The organism is Flavobacterium sp. DG2-3, from assembly GCF_030730925.1.
In the GTDB taxonomy this organism is placed as follows: domain Bacteria; phylum Bacteroidota; class Bacteroidia; order Flavobacteriales; family Flavobacteriaceae; genus Flavobacterium.
The window spans coordinates 33075-53743 of sequence record NZ_JAVAMB010000026.1 but is presented as its reverse complement, the minus strand read 5'-3'; the positions used below and the strand labels follow the sequence as shown (position 1 = coordinate 53743).

Sequence of the window (20669 nt, the reverse complement as noted above, 5' to 3'; positions counted from 1 at the left end):
ATGAAAAGTAAAATCAATATAATCTTAGCTTTATTTATACTAATCATTTTTTTAGAAAGGGCTTACGGACAGCAAACTCCAGTTTTTTCCAGTTATAATTACAACGCCGTTCTCATCAATCCTGCACACGCTGGCTATTATGATGATATTGATATGGTTATGACTATAAATGGCTATTTTAATTCAGTTGACGGAAGTCCAAAAAACTTTGATCTTTCGGTAAATAAATTAACTTGGGGCGAGAAAATCGGTTTGGCAGCAGGAATTTCATACGACGAGATAGGAGTAACGAATACCACAACTTTCTTCACATCTTATTCCTATAAAATCTATTACGATTCTGAATATAAAAACGGAAAATGGTGGGCGTACGATCCTTCTATAATTTCATTTGGAGTTACAGCAGGAGGAATGCTATACAACGAAAACCTAACGCAATTAGGAATCGAAAACGATCCAGAATTTCAGGAAAATGTAAATAGTTTTACGCCCACTTTTGGAGTCGGATTTTTATACAACCGCGATCAAATCTATTTCGGATTATCATCGCCAAATCTGTTAAGTTCGGCATTTAATTCAAGTAACAATACGAACTTAAAAAACGTGTATTACAGTTATTTCGGTTATAAATTCTTCACCAACCGTTTTGAAGAAATCTTGGTCAACCCAAGCGTTTTGTTCAAATATGTAGAAGGAGCACCCTTTCAGGCCGATTTGAATCTTTTAATCAATTACAAAAATAAAGTAGAATTTGGTGGCGGTTACAGAACATCGCAAACGTTGAACTTTCTGGCTGGTTTTCATCTTTCAGATAATTTTAGGGTCATCTGCACGTACAATAAATCAATTGACAATGTAGTGATTCCAGACACTTTTGGATTAGTTTTAAATTACAGATTTGGAAAAGGATTTGAGTAATTAATCGACCAAACCATTCTCAACTGCGTATTTTACAAGACCCGCCGTATTTTTAGCATTCAATTTCGATAATAAATTACGGCGGTGCGTATTTACGGTATTCAAACTGATAAAGGTTTTTTCGGCAATCTCAGCCGTATTATATTCTTGAGCAATCAAAACCAAAATCTCTTTTTCACGCGAACTCAATTCAGTCAAATTTGAAACCTGTTTTTCAATTTTCGAACTATTCAAAAGATATTTTTCTTCGAGTTCTTCAGCAAAATAATTCTCGCCCGATGCAATTGTATTGATCGCTTTCAGAAGTTCCTCTTTTTCAGCATTTTTCAACAAATAACCATTCACGCCAATTCGAATTAATCTCGAAACAATCATCACATTGCTATGTGTGCTTACAATCAGGATTTTTACATCAGGATGCTGTTTTTTTAGAATCTTACTCAATTCAATACCATCCATTTCTGGCATGCTGATATCCAAAATAATAAAATCGACAACGCCTTTTTTCACAATTTCAAGCGCCTCGATTCCGTTTACCGCTTTGTCAACAATTGTAATATTCGGTTCTTGTTCCAGCAGTGAAATAATTCCCTGCAAAAACATGGTGTGATCGTCGGCAATAAGTAGGTTAATGCTATTCATTCAACAAATATATTAGTTGCTTTTCAATTCGTCAAGCTGATTTTTCAAATCAATTCCTTTTACTTTGGCTTTAATTTTCGGTTCCAAAACCGGGATTTCGATATTCACAATCGTACCGCGTTTCAATTTAGAATCAATTACAAATGAGCCTTTTAATTTATGAATTCGGCTTTCGAGATTGATAAAACCAATTCCTTTGGAATGATTTTCGGTTTCAAAACCAATTCCATTATCTTCAAACAAAAGATTTAGAATATTCTCAATATAATTCAGCTGAATTTCAACTTCAGAAGCTTTGGCGTGTTTAATCGTATTCGTCAAAAGTTCCTGAATCATTTTAAAAACTTCAATCTGAATATCCTCATTCAATTCATTAATTTCCTTTTTCGGATACGGAATAAATGCAATTTTGAGCTGACTCGCTTCGCTGATATTTTTCAAATAAGAATCAACCACTTCTAAAAACTTATTTTGGCTGAATTTCTTCGGAAGAAGCGAATGTGAAATACTGCGAACCTGCTGATACGTCTCGTCAAGCTGTAAGCTAATTTTTTGAACATTAGAAAAATCAGAAGCGCTTAAATGATTTACTTGCAGTTTTATAGCCGCCAAATTCCCGCCAATGCTGTCATGAAGTTCCTGCGAAATGCGCTGTCTTTCATTATCCTGCCCGCTGATCGAAGCTTTTATCAATTCCAATTCCTGCTCTTTTAAAATGCCGTCGATTTTTTGTGAACTAATTTCAGCTTGTTTGATATTCAGCAAACGCTGTGCTTTAAGACGTTTATAATATTGAAATAAAAGTCCCGTAATCGGAATCAAGAAAACTAGAAATCCAGCAATAGTAAAAAATCTAATTTTCTTCTGCTGGTCAATTTCCAAAGTTTTCAATTGCTGATCTTTTTTTAAAAGCGAAATCTCATTTCGTTTTTTATTCGATGAGTTCTGAAAAGCTAGAATCGTATTTTCATTATTTTTCTTCGAAATTTCCTCTTGAAGCAGCATATTTTCCAAAGCTTCTTCCTGATTCGCCAAAGCTAATTTTTTGGCTTCATTTTCAAATTTCAAAACCTCAATTTCTTTCTGTTTCTGTGCTGTTTTATATTTGACTTCCAGTTCGTTGATTTCTTTTATTTTCTGAAGATTATAAATCGAATCTTTTACGCGGGTTGATTTTTCGAAAAACGAATACGCACTTTTATAATCATCTTGTAGAATGGCAATTTTTCGCAATTCATCATAAATGGAACTCTGATTTTGGAGCAGTCCGAAATGAACCGATTTTTGAAGCGCTTCAGAAAATATCAATTTGGCATCTTGGTATTTTTTCTGCGAAATATAAACATCACCAATACTGCTTCGCGAAACAATCGATAACTGATTCAGTTCACTTTTATCAGCAATGGAAAGCGCTTCTTGAAACATTTTTAACGCTTCCTGAGGCTTATTTTGCAACTGATAATTCTCGCCAAGTCCCAATAAAACAATAACTCGTCCCTGATTATTATTTGTTTTTTCGCAGAGTATTTTTCCTTTTTTATAAAAAATATTCGCATTTTCATAATCCTTTAGCTTCGAATAAAGATCACCAATATTAATATAACTGCCCAAAATGATTTCGCTATCCGCTTTGTATTCGAGACATTGTTTAAACAATTTCAACGCATTATTATAATCGCCCAATTCGCTGTACGTTTGTGCTAATCCGTGTGTATGCGTATAGAAAAGATTTTGTTCGTTATACTTTTGCGAAACTTCAATGCCTTTAATATGCCATTTTTTACTTTCGTTAAGCAATCCTCTTTTTTTATAATTGATTGCCAGTAAATTATAGCCGAGCGAAAAAAGTCGATTCTTTAGAGAATCATTAACAGCCGTATTGTATTTTAAAGCCTGATTGGTATAAAAAATAGAAGAATCGATTACCGCCCTTTTATTAAAATAATAAGCCAAGAGCAAATTGGTTCGGGCAAGAGCTCGGTTGTCAACTCTCGATTTGAGAATTAAATGCGCTTTTTTATAAGCCTTTTTCTCTTCGCCTTTATTGTACAAATCGTAAAGCGCGAGTGTATTTTTATCTTCTCTAATGGGAACTGGCTTTTTGGAAACAAAAGCTTTCTTCTTACCTTCAATCTGAGCTTGCAGAGCGAAGGATAAAAAGAGGAAGAGCAATAAAAAAAGTCTTCTGAACCAGATTTCCATAGCATTTGTTTTCTACTCAAACAGAAGAGATGAGTAATTTAAAGTCTTGTAAATTTGGGATTTATAAGATTAAATCAGTTTTTGAATAAGCGATAAAAGTACTACAAAAGAATTGAAAATACTTTTCTAAAAATAAAATTTTTGAATGAAGTTGTGATATTATGAATCGTTTTGAAATGATTTCAATTTGCTGTAAATTAAGAGATTATCAATGTTTCGAAATTCTAAAAGTTTCTTAAATAGATTTGAATGTATTTTTTCTTGTCGTAAATTAGTGAGAGTATACTTAAAAATTTAAACGATGAAAAACAGAATATTTTTAGCCATTGCATTGTTATCGTTAACAATCTCGGCCAGCGCACAAAAGAAAATCGAAGTCACGGAACTGCCAAAACCGGCACAGGAATTTCTGCAAAAACACTTTAGCGATGTTGCTGTAGAAAGTGCTCAAAAAGACGCAGAACATGGTGAAAAAGGATACGAAGTAAAACTAAAAGACGGGACAGAAGTAGAATTCTGGAAAGATGGTTCGTATCGCGAAGTTGATGGAGACGATAAACCAATTCCGACCGCATTTATTCCGAAAGAAGTAAAAGATTATGTGGCGAAAAATTATCCAAACGAAAAAATCACCCATATTGATTACGGCCACAAAGATCTTGATGTAGATTTAACCAACGACATCGATTTGGAATTTACCAAAGATGGAAAAATCCTAAAAGACAAGAAAAATAACATTGGTAAAAAATAGTATAAGATTAACTGTTACTATAAAATTTTTAACACATAGATACATATTTTTTTTGGAGCTTAAGAAAGGCGTTTCACTTTTATTAATTCACATAGCTATGTGTTAGAAACTAGTTTCTTTCAATCATCTTTTTAAATTGGTAAAAAAAATCTATGTTTCTATGTGTTGAAATTATACATTTTGAATAGTTACGCAACGCATTGAAAAAAAATAGAAATGTCCCCAACTAAGTATTGAGGACATTTTGTTTTATGCCAATTTGGGAAAAGATCATCTTGAGAGAAAATAGTTTATATTTACATCTTCTATTTATTTGATTTATGGAAGAAAATAAACATGTCACGATTTACGATATAGCCGAAAGACTTAATTTGGCTACGTCTACGATTTCAAGAGCTTTAAAAGACCATCACACCATAAGTGATAAAACCATAAAAAAAGTCAAGAAAACTGCTGAAGAAATGGGCTTTGTTCCGAACACTTTAGCGGCAGGGTTGCGTGGCAACAAAACCAAAACAATTGGAGTTTTAATTCCGACTGTTACACAGCCTTTTTTGTCATCCCTTATTAGCGGAATCGAAATTACAGCCCAAAAATCAGATTATACGGTAATCATTATGCAGTCGCACGACTCGTACGAAGAAGAAGTCAATATGGCGAAATCCTTGTACAGCAATCGTGTAAGTGGTGTAATTTGTTCGCTGGCAATGGAAACGCGTGATACGTCTCATTTTCATCAATTCTCAAATAACAATATTCCATTAGTTTTTGTCGATCGTGTGCCTAAAGATTATAATACTTTTAGAGTCGTAATCGACAATTATACAGCAGGTTACAAAGCTACAAAACATCTTATTGAGCAAGGCTGTATTCGAATTGCACACATTACAGCAGGATCAGAATTAGGAAATTTATATAACGAAAGAAAAAGAGGTTACATTGAAGCCTTAAAAGACCATAACGTTGATATTGACGAAAAACTGATTATCAATTTAAATTCAGTTACCTACGAAGATGGTGTAAAAGCAAGCAATGCTTTGTTTGACTTAGATCCAATTCCCGACGGACTTTTTGCTCCTGGAGATATTCTGGCCGTAAGTGCCGTGCAGACCGCTAAAAAACGCGGAATAAAAGTGCCAGAAGAATTTAAAGTAATTGGTTTTAACAACGACCCAATTTCGCAGATCATCGATCCAAATTTATCGACAATCACACATCCCGCAGAAAAAATGGGAAAAGCCGCAGCTGAAATTATTATCAAAAACCTAAAATCGGCTAAAAATGATGACGCCAAAGAAATTACTTTTTTAAACACAGAAGTACTGGCGAGAGAATCTACGCAGAAATAAATTTAATAAAATATTTTTGTTTTTATTTTGAATTGAACTGGTGCAAATAATGCACAAGTTCATAACTAGCGTCAAGCGGATTTGCTACCATAGATAAAATGGATTTATATGTGAAATTTAAAAAAATCCGTGTTAATCTGCGTCTTAGTGATAACGAATCCGTCTTATCTGCGTCCGATCTTCAATTTAATAAGTTGTGTAGAAAAAAATCTAAAATCTAAACTCAAAAATCTAAAATTGAACCTTACTATAGGCAGGATAGTTTTTATAATTATCCTGCCTTTATTTGTTAAATGGAATTATTTTTTGAAAAAAACAGAGCTAAAATTTTTTTCTTCAATAACAATCCTATATTTTTACGCAACCGATTGCAATTGTTGTTTTATTTGTAATAATGTATTTTTTAAATTAAAAATTTGTCAAATATTTTTAAATGGAAATAAAACGCTGTAGATGTAAAAATGAGAATTAATAAAACCAACATGGCTTCATTACGATTTGTTTTCCTTTTTCTTTTGACTTCCTTTTCAGCTTCGGCACAAAAGGATTATAAACTGTGGTTGCAATACAATTCGGTTGCGAATGCTTCAATGGCTAAAGAATACAAAGACAATCTAAAAGGATTGGTAGTTTTAGGAAATTCGGAAACCATAAAAATCGCCGAGAAAGAACTTAAAACCGCAGTTGTTGAAATGTTGGGAATTCTACCTGAAATTAAATCTGATCTAAAAGGAGAAAATAATCTAATCATAGGTTCTCAATCTAATTTAAATTCCGAAATCAAAAGTCAGCTGCAATCTGATTTTGATATAATAAACGATGAAGGTTTTATCATCAAATCCATTTCCTTTCAAAATAAAAAACAAATCATTATTACAGGAAAAAATGATATTGCGGTTTTATACGGTGTTTTCAATTTTCTGAGAATGCTTCAAACCAATAAATCAATTAAAAATTTAAACGTAACCGATTCTCCAAAAACAAACATTAGAATCCTGAATCATTGGGATAATCTGGACAGAACAGTAGAAAGAGGTTACGCCGGATTTTCGCTTTGGAACTGGCAGAAACTTCCTGATTTTATAGATCAGCGTTATATTGATTACGCTAGAGCGAATGCCTCAATCGGAATCAACGGAACGGTTTTGACGAATGTAAATGCCAATGCACTGATTCTAACCCCGCAATATTTAGAAAAAGTCGAAGCTTTGGCAAATGTTTTCAGACCTTACGGAATCAAAGTGTATTTAACCGCAAGATTTTCTGCGCCAATCGAAATTGGAAACTTAAAAACTGCCGATCCAAAAGACCCAGAAGTGATCAATTGGTGGAAAAATAAAGCAACAGAAATCTACAAACGTATTCCAGATTTTGGTGGTTTTTTGGTGAAAGCCAATTCAGAAGGACAACCAGGACCACAGAATTACGGTCGTGATCATGTCGACGGAGCCAATATGCTGTCCGATGCCGTTGCGCCTTTTAACGGAATTGTGATGTGGAGGGCTTTTGTATATTCGGAGCACGATGCCAACGACCGCGCTAAACAAGCTTATGCCGAATTTCAGCCATATGACGGAAAATTTAAAGACAATGTAATCGTTCAGGTAAAAAATGGAGCAATCGATTTTCAGCCCCGCGAACCTTTTCATCCTTTATTTGGAGCGATGCCGAAAACACCTTTAATGATGGAATTTCAAATTACTCAGGAATATTTAGGATTCAGCACGCATTTAGTTTTTCTTCCTAAATTATTTCAGGAAGTTTTAGAAGCCGATACGTATCAAAAAGGAAAAGGCTCAACCGTTGCCAAAGTCGTTGACGGAACTTTATTTCAAAACAAAATTACCGGAATCGCAGGTGTTGCCAATATTGGAAACGACCTCAACTGGACAGGACATCCTTTCGCGCAGGCGAATTGGTACGGCTTCGGGAGACTGGCTTGGAATCCGTATTTGGATTCTGAAATTATTGCAGATGAATGGTTGAGAAGTACTTTTTCAAACGATGAAAATTTCATTAAACCCGTAAAAACCATGATGATCGAATCGCGTGAAGCTGTTGTCAATTATATGACACCGCTTGGATTGCATCATATTATGGACACGGGACATCATTACGGACCTGGACCTTGGGTTTCCGATTTGTCAAGACCAGAATGGAATCCGACGTATTATCATAAAGCAGACAAAAAAGGAATAGGTTTCGACCGTTCTAAATCGGGTACAAATGCTGTCTCGCAATATGCACCAGAAGTTGCCAAGCTTTTTTCTACTTTAGAAACTTGTCCAGAAAAAGACCTTTTATGGTTTCATCACGTTCCGTGGAATTACAAACTAAAAAACGGTCAAAGTTTATGGAACGGAATGGCATTAAAATATCAAGAAGGTGTTAATCAAGTTGAAAACATGCAGAATGTCTGGAAGAAAACTGAAAAATATGTTGACGCTGAACGTTTTCACGAAATCGAAATGTTATTGCAAATTCAGTACAAAGAAGCAAAATGGTGGCGCGATGCTTGTCTGCTGTATTTTCAGCAGTTTTCGGGAAAAGAACTTCCTGCGGGAGTAGAAAAACCAACGCAGACTTTAGGGAATTTTAAATCATTAAAATTCCCGTATGCACCGGGAAATGGATAAATTAGTGAGATTAATTAAGAACGCAGATGACGCTGATTCGCTATCGCGAAAACGCTGATTTATACGGATTTTTTATTTTTATTGTTTAGAAAAAAAATCCGTTTTTTTCCGTGTCTTCGCGATAGCGAATCTGCGTCATCCGCGTTCCATACCAAACAGCAAATTATGAGTAAAAAAACGGCAATTGTAACCGGAGGAAATTCGGGATTAGGTTTTGCAACCGCTAAAAAACTTTGTGATAACGGAATCACAACCTACATCATCGGAAGATCAAAAGAAAAAACAGAAGATGCCTGTAAAGAAATTGGAGAAAATGCCATTCCGGTAATTTTCGATTTAAATAATCTAAGCGGAATTCCTGCCATGATTGAAAGCATAACACAAAACGGACCAATCGATATTTTGGTCAACAACGCCGGAATCAACATGAAAAAAGAGATTCCAGACGTGACTGATGAAGATTTTCTTTCGATTATTCATACCAATTTATTGAGTGTTTTTGCCGTGAGCCGTGAAGTAATCAAAAACATGAAAGCCAACGGAAGCGGAAGTATCGTCAACATCAGTTCAATGGCATCGCAATACGGAATTCCTAAAGTGATTGCTTATTCGGCAAGTAAAGGCGCAATCGAATCTATGACGCGCGCCATGGCAACAGAATTGGCTCCAGCGGGAATTCGTGTAAACTGTATTGCTCCGGGATTTATAAAAACCAAAATGTCAGCTGCTGCTTTGGATAATGATCCAGAAAGAAAAAATAAGGTATTGGGAAGAACACCAATGGGATTTTTAGGCGAACCATCTGACATTGCAGATGCGGTTTATTATTTCGCTTTAAGCGAATCAAAATATACTACTGGTACAGTTCTGCCCGTTGACGGTGGAAATAGTATTGGATTTTAATTTAAAGTTGCAAAGTAGCTAAGTTGCAAAGTGACAAAGGTCTTTTAAAGGCTTAAAAAAGGTTTTGTGTTTTAGTGTTTTTGAGGCTTGAGAGTTTTAAAGTTGAAGAAATTAGCTCGCAAAGTCGCGAAGACGCAAAGTTTTACTAAAAAAAGCTTAAAATAAAAACTTTGCGTCTCTGCGACTTTGCGAGATTAAAAAATATAGGAGTATGATAAAAATGCAGCAAACTATGCGTTGGTTCGGTCCAAATGACAACGTAAAGCTTATCGACATAAAACAAGCCGGAGCAACTGGAATTGTAACCGCTTTGCATCAGATTCCAGTGGGTGAAATCTGGTCAGTTGCAGCTATTCAGGAAAGACAGGAAATTATTCGAAATGCAGGTTTGGAGTGGACTGTAGTTGAAAGTCTTCCTGTTCATGAAGAAATCAAACGGGCTTCTGGAAACTATTTGCAATACATTGAAAATTATAAAATGAGTTTGCAAAATCTGGCCGATTGCGGGATTAAAATTATAACCTACAATTTTATGCCGATTCTGGATTGGGTTCGCACCAATCATAATTTTATAAATGAAGACGGAAGCAAAGCTTTACTATACAATCAAGATGCGTTTACGTATTTTGATGTTTTTCTTTTAAAAAGACCGAATTCTGAAAACGATTATTCAGATACTGAAAAAGAAAAAGCATTGCAATTTGGAAATCAATTGTCTGAAGACGAAAAAGCATTGCTGTTTAAAAATGTTTTACTCGGGTTACCGGGAAGTAAAATCAATTTTACAGCAGAACAAATTTTGTCGCTTTTGAATAATTATGCCCAAATCGACAATCAAAAACTAAGAGAAAATTTGATTTATTTCTTATCTGAAATAACACCATTTGCAGAAAAAAATGAACAGAAATTAGCGATTCATCCCGACGATCCGCCGTTTTCGGTTTTAGGATTGCCAAGAATCGTTTCAACAGAAGAAGATTTAAAAGCAATTTTTAACGCCATTCCTTCAACTGCCAACGGATTGTGTTATTGTATAGGTTCACTTAGTGCTGACCCAAAAAATAATCTGGAAAAAATAATCGACGATTACGAAGAGAGAATTCATTTTTTACATCTAAGAAATACCATCCGCGAAAGTGAAACTATTTTCAGGGAATCAGAGCATTTGTACGGAGATGTGAAAATGGAAAAGATTGTAGAAAAGATTTTGCTTGTAATGAATAAAACAAAAGTCAGTTTGCCGATGCGCCCCGATCATGGTTTTTTGCACGAAGTTGATGAAAAAACAGAAACCTATCCTGGTTATTCTTTGACCGGGAGATTGAAAGGTTTGGCTGAATTGCGAGGTCTGGAGATGGGTATTGGGTATAAACTGGGTTTGTAATATTCTTTGGAATTAGACCAGACAGATTTTAAAAACCTGTCTGGTCTCAGATGAGAAGAGTAAAACGTTCTGTTTGTCATTCCGAGGAACGAGGAATCTTCACAAGAAACTCCTCATAGAATGTCGCCAATCTTTGTAGAGCTACTCGCGAAGATTCCTTGTTCCTCGGAATGACAAAATTTGTGAAAAAACTATGTGCATTTGAATAAGTGAAACGCCTTTATAAGCAAAGAAAAATCTATGATTCTATGTGTTTAAAAATTAAAACATACTACATTATTCTGTCGCTTTTCCTAATCGGATTAAGCACAAAATCGTATGCCATAAATCCAGAAAAATACGTAGTCAATCAGGCTTCTGCAGAAAATTTTCCTTTGGTTTCAAAAGGAAAAACAGCTTCAATTTTAGTTAGCGATAAAGATTTTTCGGGAGTTTTAAAAGTGACGGGACATTTAGAAAATGACATTTTTAAAGTTTCCGATTTGCATCCGAAAAGAATAAAAAAAATATCTGAAGCAGAAGATTTTGTGGTCATTATCGGAACATTAGGAAAAAGCGAAATCATCGATCAATTAGCCAAAAAAGGAAAAATTGACGGAAGTCAGCTTCAGGGGAAATGGGAAAAATTTACCACGCAGATTATTGAAAATCCGTTTAAAGGAATCAAAAAAGCGTTAGTAATTGCAGGTTCAGATAAAAGAGGAACGATTTACGGAATCTATGATTTATCCAATCAGATCGGGATTTCGCCTTGGTATTTCTGGGCCGATGTTCCTGTGAGAAAACAATCTGAACTGCACGTTTTGCCTGGAATTCATTCGCAGGGAGAACCAAAAGTAAAATACCGCGGCATTTTTATAAATGATGAGGCTCCAGCGTTATCTGGCTGGGCTTTTGAGAAATACAGCGGATTCAATTCGAAGTTTTATGATACTGTTTTTGAATTGATTCTAAGAATGAAAGGCAATTATTTGTGGCCAGCGATGTGGGGCAGAATGTTTTATGTCGAAGATCCGCAGAATGCTGTTTTGGCTGACGAATACGGCATTGTAATGGGAACTTCGCATCACGAACCCTTAACAAGAGCACATGCCGAATGGGGAAAAACCAACGGGAAATGGGATTTTACTACCAATTCTGAAGCTTTGATTCAGTTCTGGAAAGACGGAATTAAAAGAATGGGAAATAAAGAAACCATCGTAACGATTGGAATGCGTGGCGATGGTGACGAACCTATGACAGAAGGAACGGCAATTGATCTTTTGGAAAATATTGTAAAAACGCAGCGAAATATCATTCAAGAAGTTACTAAAAAGCCGATTGAAGAAACACCTCAAATGTGGGCGCTTTACAAAGAAGTTCAGGATTATTACGATAAGGGAATGCGGGTTCCAGACGATGTAACGTTATTATTATGCGATGACAATTGGGGAAATATCCGCAAACTTCCAGAGCTGAACGCCAAACCAAGAAAAGGCGGTTACGGCATTTATTATCATTACGATTATGTGGGCGGTCCACGAAATTACAAATGGATCAACACGAACCAAATAGAAAGAGTTTGGGAACAAATGGATTTGGCGTATCAATACGGAGTCGATAAAATCTGGATTGTCAATGTGGGCGACATCAAGCCAATGGAATTTCCGATTGAGTTTTTCCTCGATATGGCTTGGAATCCAGAAAAGCTTAATGCGGGAAATCTACAGGATTATTATGTGAATTTGGCAGCAGCCAATTTCGGAAATCAGTTTTCGAAAGAAATTGCAGAAATTCTAAAATTGTATACGAAATACAACGCACGCCGAAAACCAGAATTGTTAGATGCTAAAACCTATAGTGTTACAAATTATAATGAAGCAGATAATGTTGTTGCTAATTATCAAAAATTGGTTGAAAAAGCCAATTCGATAAACGAGAAATTACAGCCAGAATATAAAGATGCTTTTTATCAGTTGGTATTATTTCCGGTTTTGGCAAGTTCAAATTTAAATGAAATGTATGTTGCAACTGCGAAGAATTATATATATGCAGAGCAGGGAAGTGCTGTTGCAAATGATTATGCTCAAAAAGTAAAAAAGTTATTTGAAAAAGACAGTCTGCTAACTAATTATTACCATACCGAATTAGCAAACGGAAAGTGGAATCATATTATGTCTCAGACGCATATTGGTTATGACAATTGGCAGCAACCCGATAAAAATGTGATTCCGAAAACTAAAAGAATCGAGCCTTCAATTCAAGTTGTGAAGGAAAGAGATATCACGAATCCTCCAAAGAATGAAAAATCAATTAGTAAAAATCCAGATTTAGCTCTGGCTCATGGTTTTATTGAAAACGATGGATATATTTCGATAGAAAGTAAAAATTATTCTAAAGCAATTAATTCAGATGCGGCAAAATGGACTGTAATTCCGAATTTAGGAAAAACAGATTCTGGAGTAACAATTAAGCCTTCGAATATTCAGTCCATTGAGATTTCAGAACAATCGCCGAGATTAGAATATGAGGTTCATTTTTTTAGTAAAGGAAAAGTAAAAGTTCATGCGTATTTTTCGCCAACAATTAATTTTAAGTTGGGCGACGGTTTAAAATACGGAATTGCTTTCGACTCTGAAAAGCCTCAAATCATGAACCTCAACGCTGATTCATCAGAAAAAAGTTGGGCGAAATCTGTAGCAGATAATATCAAAATTATAACCTCAACACATCAAATTGAAAAGTCAGGAAATCATGTTTTGAAGATTTATGCGGTTGATCCGGCTTTGGTGTTGCAGAAAATTGTAATTGAAACCGCGGAAGGGAAATTATTGGAGTCGTATTTGGGACCGCCAGAGAGTTTTAAAAAAGATAATAAGCAGTAACATCACACGTCCTGTTTGTCATTCCAAGGAACGAGGAATCTCCACAAGAAACTCCTCACAGAATGTCGCCAATCTTTGTAGAGCTACTCGCGGAGATTCCTCGTTCCTCGGAATGACAAAATGACGATTAGTCTATAAAAAATACACTAACTAAAAACCACAATAATATGAAATTAGTAAAACCTTATTTATTAGCAGTCACAGCGATGCTAACGTTAAGCTGTTCCTCGCAGAAAGAATCTCTTTCGCTAAAAGACGCTTATAAAAATGACTTTTTAATTGGAACCGCATTAGATGTCAATCAGATTCAGGAAAAAAATAGCAAAGAAGATTCGCTGATTAAAAAAGAATTCAATGCAATTACGGCTGAAAATATCATGAAATCGATGTACACACATCCGCAAAAGGATAAATACGATTTTACTTTATCGGATAAATTTGTGGCGTATGGGAAAAAGAATAAAATGTTTGTTCACGGGCATACTTTGATCTGGCACAGCCAATTGGCGCCGTGGATGGAAAAGATTGCAGATAGTACAGAAATGAAAGCTTTTATGCAGGATCATATCAATACCATTGTTTCTAGATATAAAGGCAAAATCGATTCTTGGGATGTGGTGAATGAAGCTTTAAATGAAGACGGAACTTTGAGACAATCTGTTTTTTTGAAAACTCTTGGCGAAAAATATTTAGTTGACGCATTTAAATTAGCTGCAAAAGCAGATCCAAATGTTGAACTGTATTACAACGATTATAATATTGAAGAACCTGCAAAAAGAGCGGGAGCTATTGCTTTGATCAAGAAAATAAAAGCCGAAGGCGGAAAAGTCGATGGAGTAGGAATTCAGGGGCATTGGCGATTAGAAAGTCCGTCTTTAGAAGAAATCGAAAAGAGTATTTTGGAATATTCCGCTTTAGGAATTAAAGTGGCATTTACAGAATTAGATATTACCGTTTTGCCGAATCCGTGGGATTTAAAAGGCGCCGATGTGAATCAGAAATTTGAAGGAAATCCAAAAATGAATCCGTATCCTGATAAATTGCCAGATTCAGTGCAAAACAAACTCGCAGAACGTTACGCTTCGATTTTCAAGTTGTTTTTAAAGCATAAAGACAAAATTAGCCGTGTTACTTTTTGGGGCGTTCATGACAAGCAATCTTGGTTAAACGACTGGCCGATTAAAGGAAGAACGAATTATCCGTTGCCGTTTGATGCCGATTTGAAACACAAAAAAGCGTACGACAGTATTTTAAATCTTAAAGAATCTAAAGAATAACAAAGAAAAAGGCTTTGTTTTGATGAATTAATCAACAATCGGTTGTGAATTAAAAAATAACTTAAATAAAGCAAACTAAATTTGCATAATATGTTTTTTTGTCTAATTTTACACAACCGATTGTTTAAAATATTATTTGCATTCCTGTAAGGTTTCCAAAACCTTGTAGGTATGTTTAAGAAAGCATGTAAAAATAGAAAACCTACAAGGCTTTGAAAACCTTGCAGGAGAAAACTAACTAACCGACAAATGACCACAAACCCACCAATGAATAAAATTTCACAAAAACTATCCATCAAAGAAAAAATTGGATACAGCTTGGGCGACTTAGCTGCCAATCTCGTTTTTCAAACTTTGATGACGTATCTAGCTTATTTTTATACCGACATCTACGGATTATCGCCAACAGATTCTTCTATTATCATGCTGGTTGTGGGTTTAATTGCCGCCTTTGTTTTTAATCCGATAATTGGAGTTTTGGCAGACAGAACGAGTACCAAATGGGGAAAATTCAGACCGTGGATTTTATTGACTGCAATTCCGTTGGGAGTTGTCGCTTTAATGGCATTTTCAACTCCAAATTTTTCGTATCAGGGAAAAGTAATTTATGCCATTGTAACCTACACTTTATTATTGCTTTTTTATGCTGCAAATAATCTGCCTTATTCCGCTTTAAGTGGTGTAATTACAGGAGATATGGGCGAAAGAAACAGTATGTCATCGTATCGTTTTGTTGCCGTAATGTTTGCTCAGTTTTTTGTTCAGGTTTTTATGCTTGGCATTATCAAAAGTGCTGGAAATGGCGATAAAGCGGTTGGAATTGAAAAGGTAATGACCGCTCTAGCAATTATAGGAACGATTATGCTTCTGATTACTTTTTTAACTACAAAAGAAAGAATCATTCCAAAACCAGAACAAAAGTCAAGTGTGAAAGAAGATTTAAGCGATTTGATTAAAAACAGGCCGTGGGTAATTATGCTTTCGTTGACAACTTTGGTTTTTGTAACGCTCGCAATGAAAGGCGGTTCGTATGTTTATTATTTTGAGAATTACGTAGACAAAGAACAATTAGCCATTTTTATTCAGCCTATTTTAGATTTTCTAACGAATATTGGATTGAATCATTTCGGGAACGATCCAGTTTCTGCGGGTTTCGGACTTTTTAATGCGGGCGGAATCATCTTTATGATTATCGGAATTACATTGTCTAAAAACCTAGCAGACAAATACGGAAAGCGAAATGTATTCGGACTATTTTTATTCATTTCGACCTTGTTTATTATTGCTTTTTACTTTTTCCCAGCGACTTCAATTTCGCTTATGTTTTTCTCTCAAATCTTACATGGCTTTTTCTACGGAATCACAATCCCAATCCTGTGGGCGATGATTGCCGACGTGGCCGATTATTCAGAATGGCTGAACAACCGTCGTGCCACTGCTATTATTTTTTCTGCCATGATGGTGGGGTTAAAAGCAGGTTTGAGTATTGGCGGAGCTGTGACCACTTTGGTTTTAGGAGCATTCCATTATGTGGCCAATGCTGAGGTTCAGACTGAATCTGCTGTAAACGGAATCAAATTACTAGTGAGTATTTTCCCTGCAATTCCTTTTTTAATTGGAGCCGGATTGCTGTTTTTCTATAAAATCAATAAAGAAATGGAAGTGCAGATCGAAACAGACCTTAAACAAAGAAGAACTTAATTACTTAAACAAAATATTACTATGCCTGAAGACAGCATTGAACACATTAATTTTGAGGAAATTAATGATTTGGCGATTTCAAAGCCTTTAGTATCCCATATTTATACAGCCGATCCTTCGGCGCATGTATTTAATGGTAAAATCTATATTTATCCTTCGCACGACATTGATGCGGGAATTCCGTTTAACGACAATGGAGATCATTTCGGGATGGAGGATTACCACGTTTTTTCGATGGAAGATATTTCGTCAGAAGCCGTTGACAATGGCGTTGCATTACATGTAAATGATGTTGCCTGGGCAGAGAAGCAGATGTGGGCACCCGATGCAGCTTGTAAAGCGGGAAAATATTATTTGTATTTCCCAGCTAAACGTGCTAGCGGTATTTTTCAGCTTGGAGTTGCCATAAGCGATTCGCCAGTCGGACCTTTTGTTCCTGAAAAAGAAGCTATAAAAGGAAGCTACAGCATTGATCCAGCAGTTTTTGAAGACGAAGATGGCAGACATTATATTTATTTTGGCGGAATCTGGGGCGGTCAGCTTCAGAAATATCGAAATAATATTTATGACGAAAATAACGAAGAGCCAACAGCCAATGAAAAAGCCTTGGGGCCAATTGTAGCAAGACTCCGTGAAGATATGCTGGAGTTTGACGAAGATCCGAAAGAAATTAAAATTCTGGATGAAAACGGAGATGAAATTCTTGCAGGAGATAACGACCGTCGTTTTTTTGAAGCTTCATGGGTTCATAAATACAACGAAAAATATTATTTTTCGTATTCTACAGGCGATACGCATTTTATCTGTTATGCTATTGGCGACAATCCGTATGGGCCGTTTACGTATCAGGGAAGGATTTTAAATCCCGTTGTGGGATGGACTTCGCATCATTCGATTTGTGAAGTCGAAGGCGAATGGTATTTGTTTTACCACGATTCGAGTTTGTCGAAAGGTGTTACGCACTTGCGAAGCATGAAAGTGACCAAAATCGATTATCTGGAAGATGGTTCGATTATCACAATTGATCCGTACGGGATTAGGAGGCTTATTGATTAGGAGCTAATCCCGCTATCCGTTGCAATCTTTTTTATTTTTAAAGAAAAAATAAAAAAGGATTTCCACTTCTATCGGGGCTAGGGTATAGGTTTTCATAAGAATTTTTCGTTCAGTCTGTCATCCTGACAAAGGAAGGATCTCCGCAAGTAGCTCAACAAGCTAAATCGCCAATCTTTGCCCCATTCTGAGTGTGATTGCTTCGTTCCTCGCAATGATGATTGTTGTGATGAAACCGTTCGCGTGAGGGATAGCAGTGGAAAGCCCACAGCCTGACGAAGGAAGAGCGAGGACTTGAAACGAATAGCCCGACCCGCTTTTTTCAAGCGGGGCACGCCCAAATTATTTAATTAAAAATCTGGAATTAAAAATTAAAAATGGTTTTTGATAATGGTAAACGGCAATTTTAAAAAATAACAATTTTAATTTGAAAAAGAGTTTTTTGTAAAAGATTTTTAGCTACTTTAGCATAACAGAACGGAACAGAACGGTATGCCAAAAGAAGACGAAAAATTTGAGTTTATAATTAATCACGAAAGTGATATTCCGAAGTACCAGCAGTTGGTTGACGGAATTACAAATGCGATTGCGGAGAATATTTTGCAAAAGGGCGATTTACTGCCTTCTGTAAATGTGATTTGCAAAACGTACCAGCTTTCGAGAGATACGGTTTTTAAGGCGTATTCGATTTTGAAAGAGCAGAATGTGATTGATTCTGTGCCGAATAAAGGTTATTATGTGGCGGGAGAAACCAGAAAAGTGCTTTTGGTTTTGGATACTTTTAAGGCTTATAAAGAGGTTTTGTATCATTCGGTTGTGAATAATCTGGCTGATAATGTGATTATTGATGTGCAGTTTCATCATTATAATATTGATGTTTTTAAAACGATCATTAATAACGGAATCGGGAAGTATTATAAGTATGTGGTAATGAATTTTGACCACAAAGAAATTCCTCCTGCATTGTCGGCGATTTCTAATGATAAACTGCTTTTGATTGACTGGAATATTCGGGCGGATAAAACGAATAATTATGTTTTTCAGGATTTTGGAAAAGCGTTTTATGAGGCGCTGACAGAAGCAGCTGATTTGTTTAAAAAGTATAAAAAAACTGTTTTTATCTATCCCGATTTTACGAATCACCCATGGGAAACGGTAGAATATTTTAAGAAGTTTTGTACTGATTTTGGTTTTGAAAATGAAATTATTACCGATTCGAAAAAGTTTCAGATTGAGAAAGGAATCGCTTATATCAGTGTAAGTGACCGAATTTTAGGAGAATTTTTGGAACAATGCAAAGAGAAAGATTTTGAACCCGGAAAAGATGTAGGTTTCTTATCGTACAACGAAACGCCGATGAAGAAATTTATTTACAAAGGAATTTCGGTTGTATCGACCGACTTTAAAGAAATGGGAACCAAAGCGGCAGCATTTATCACACACGACGAAGAAACGAAGTGTTATGTGCCAACGAAATTAATTTTAAGAGAATCATTATAAAAGTATGTATTATATAGGATATGACATTGGAAGTTCTTCTGTAAAAGCGGCAATCGTTGAGGCAGAAACGGGCAAAAAAGTAATTGTTTTGAATGAGCCTCAAAACGAAATGGAAATTGTTTCCCTGCACGCAGACTGGGCGGAGCAAGATCCTGAAATGTGGTGGCAGTACATTTGTACAGCAACCAAAAGAGCGGTTAAAGAATCGAATATTGATCCGTCTAAAATTCAAGGCGTTGGTATTTCGTATCAAATGCACGGATTGGTGATTGTGGATCAAGATAAAAATGCACTTCGAAACTCAATTATTTGGTGCGACAGCCGTGCGGTTGAAATCGGAAATAAGGCTTACGCCGAAATCGGTCAGGAAAAATGTATGGAACATTTACTGAATTCGCCTGGAAATTTTACGGCTTCTAAACTGAAATGGGTCAAAGAAAACGAACCTGAAGTTTACAATAAAATCTACAAATACATGCTTCCGGGAGATTACATCGCTTTGAAATTGACAGGCGAGGTAACGACTACCAAAAATGGTTTGTCTGAAGGAATGCTTTGGGATTATAAAGAAAATAAAGTAGCCGACTGGCTTTTGGAATATTACGGAATTGATACTTCACTGACTCCAAATATTGTAGAAAATTTCACCAATCAAGGTGTTATTAACGAAAAAGGAGCTCAGGAATCTGGACTTCCAGCAGGAATTCCGATTGTGTATAGAGCGGGAGATCAGCCAAATAATGCTTTGGCCTTGAATGTTTTGCATCCGGGTGAAGTAGCTGCTACGGGCGGAACGTCTGGTGTTTTTTATGCGGTAAGCGATGCGACTTCTGGAAAAAGTACGAGAGTCAACAATTTCGTTCACGTAAACTACGAATTAGAAACGCCGAGAGTTGGTAAACTGTTGAATATAAATGGAGCAGGAATTCAGTACAGATGGCTTCGTAATAATATGGGTAATGAAAGTTACGAAGCAATGAACGAAAAAGCTTCTGAAATCGAAATTGGTTCAGAAGGTGTTGTCGTGATTCCGTTTGGGAATGGTGCTGAGCGTATGTTCAACAATAAAAACATTGGAACTCATTTCTTGAATTTAAACCTCAACATTCACAATAGCGCGCATTTGTTTAGAGCTTCTTTGGAAGGAATTGCGTTTTCATTTGTGTACGGAATGGAATGTCTGAAAGACGATAACGCTGTTATAAATATCATTAGAGCAGGAAATGATAATCTTTTCCGTTCTGAGATTTTCTCGAATACGGTTGCAACTTTAATTGGTCACGAAATTGAGATTTACAATACAACCGGAGCGGTTGGCGCAGCGAGAGCAGTGGGTTTAAAAGACGGCGATTATGATAAGTTTAGTTCTGGAATTACGACTAACGATCACGTAATGACATTTTTACCACTGAAAAATAAAGAAGAATACGTGAAAGCATACCAGAAATGGAAACAAGGATTAGAATTAGTATTAACAAATAAATAAAAA

General features: G+C 35.8%; 14 protein-coding genes. 12 read left to right on the top strand and 2 right to left on the bottom strand.

Annotated features, from left to right (window positions below; translation table 11 throughout):
• Entirely contained in the window at positions 1 to 918 is a 918-nt protein-coding gene (locus Q9Q97_RS22010) for a type IX secretion system membrane protein PorP/SprF (RefSeq protein ID WP_306161080.1), read from the top strand.
• Here Q9Q97_RS22010 and Q9Q97_RS22005 read toward each other — a convergent pair whose 3' ends face one another.
• Positions 919 to 1560 (bottom strand): response regulator transcription factor, encoded by a 642-nt coding sequence (locus tag Q9Q97_RS22005; RefSeq protein ID WP_306161078.1) that lies wholly within the window; start codon positions 1558 to 1560, stop codon positions 919 to 921.
• Positions 1561 to 1572: 12 nt separating this feature from the next.
• Positions 1573 to 3762 carry a sensor histidine kinase gene (locus tag Q9Q97_RS22000; RefSeq protein WP_306161076.1) on the bottom strand — a complete coding sequence of 730 codons (2190 nt, stop codon included), beginning with the start codon at positions 3760 to 3762 and terminating at the stop codon, positions 1573 to 1575.
• A 301-nt stretch (positions 3763 to 4063) separates the two neighbouring features.
• Between Q9Q97_RS22000 and Q9Q97_RS21995 the strand changes: the two genes are divergently transcribed.
• From Q9Q97_RS21995 to Q9Q97_RS21945, 11 genes are all read left to right on the top strand, one after another.
• Complete coding sequence (locus Q9Q97_RS21995; protein WP_306161074.1) at positions 4064 to 4513, top strand: PepSY-like domain-containing protein; 450 nt, start codon at positions 4064 to 4066, stop codon at positions 4511 to 4513.
• 320 nt (positions 4514 to 4833) lie between these two features.
• Complete coding sequence (locus Q9Q97_RS21990) at positions 4834 to 5862, top strand: LacI family DNA-binding transcriptional regulator (protein ID WP_306161072.1); 1029 nt, start codon at positions 4834 to 4836, stop codon at positions 5860 to 5862.
• A gap of 482 nt (positions 5863 to 6344) precedes the next feature.
• On the top strand, positions 6345 to 8498 hold the full coding sequence (locus Q9Q97_RS21985) for an alpha-glucuronidase family glycosyl hydrolase (RefSeq protein WP_306161089.1): 2154 nt from the start codon (positions 6345 to 6347) through the stop codon (positions 8496 to 8498).
• Positions 8499 to 8663: 165 nt separating this feature from the next.
• Positions 8664 to 9401, top strand: a complete 738-nt coding sequence (locus Q9Q97_RS21980) for an SDR family NAD(P)-dependent oxidoreductase (RefSeq protein ID WP_306161069.1) — start codon at positions 8664 to 8666, stop codon at positions 9399 to 9401.
• A gap of 220 nt (positions 9402 to 9621) precedes the next feature.
• Positions 9622 to 10785 (top strand): mannonate dehydratase, encoded by a 1164-nt coding sequence (gene uxuA / locus Q9Q97_RS21975; RefSeq protein WP_306161087.1) that lies wholly within the window; start codon positions 9622 to 9624, stop codon positions 10783 to 10785.
• A gap of 248 nt (positions 10786 to 11033) precedes the next feature.
• Positions 11034 to 13649 (top strand): glycosyl hydrolase 115 family protein, encoded by a 2616-nt coding sequence (locus Q9Q97_RS21970; RefSeq protein ID WP_306161067.1) that lies wholly within the window; start codon positions 11034 to 11036, stop codon positions 13647 to 13649.
• A gap of 167 nt (positions 13650 to 13816) precedes the next feature.
• Positions 13817 to 14926: an endo-1,4-beta-xylanase gene (locus Q9Q97_RS21965; RefSeq protein WP_306161065.1), complete on the top strand. Its 1110-nt coding sequence runs from the start codon at positions 13817 to 13819 to the stop codon at positions 14924 to 14926.
• A 267-nt stretch (positions 14927 to 15193) separates the two neighbouring features.
• Positions 15194 to 16627 carry an MFS transporter gene (locus tag Q9Q97_RS21960; RefSeq protein ID WP_306161062.1) on the top strand — a complete coding sequence of 478 codons (1434 nt, stop codon included), beginning with the start codon at positions 15194 to 15196 and terminating at the stop codon, positions 16625 to 16627.
• Between the two features lie 21 nt (positions 16628 to 16648).
• On the top strand, positions 16649 to 17683 hold the full coding sequence (locus Q9Q97_RS21955) for a glycoside hydrolase family 43 protein (protein WP_306161060.1): 1035 nt from the start codon (positions 16649 to 16651) through the stop codon (positions 17681 to 17683).
• Positions 17684 to 18172: 489 nt separating this feature from the next.
• Complete coding sequence (locus tag Q9Q97_RS21950; protein ID WP_306161058.1) at positions 18173 to 19180, top strand: GntR family transcriptional regulator; 1008 nt, start codon at positions 18173 to 18175, stop codon at positions 19178 to 19180.
• A gap of 4 nt (positions 19181 to 19184) precedes the next feature.
• Entirely contained in the window at positions 19185 to 20666 is a 1482-nt protein-coding gene (locus tag Q9Q97_RS21945; protein ID WP_306161056.1) for a xylulokinase, read from the top strand.
• Positions 20667 to 20669: the final 3 nt, after the last annotated feature.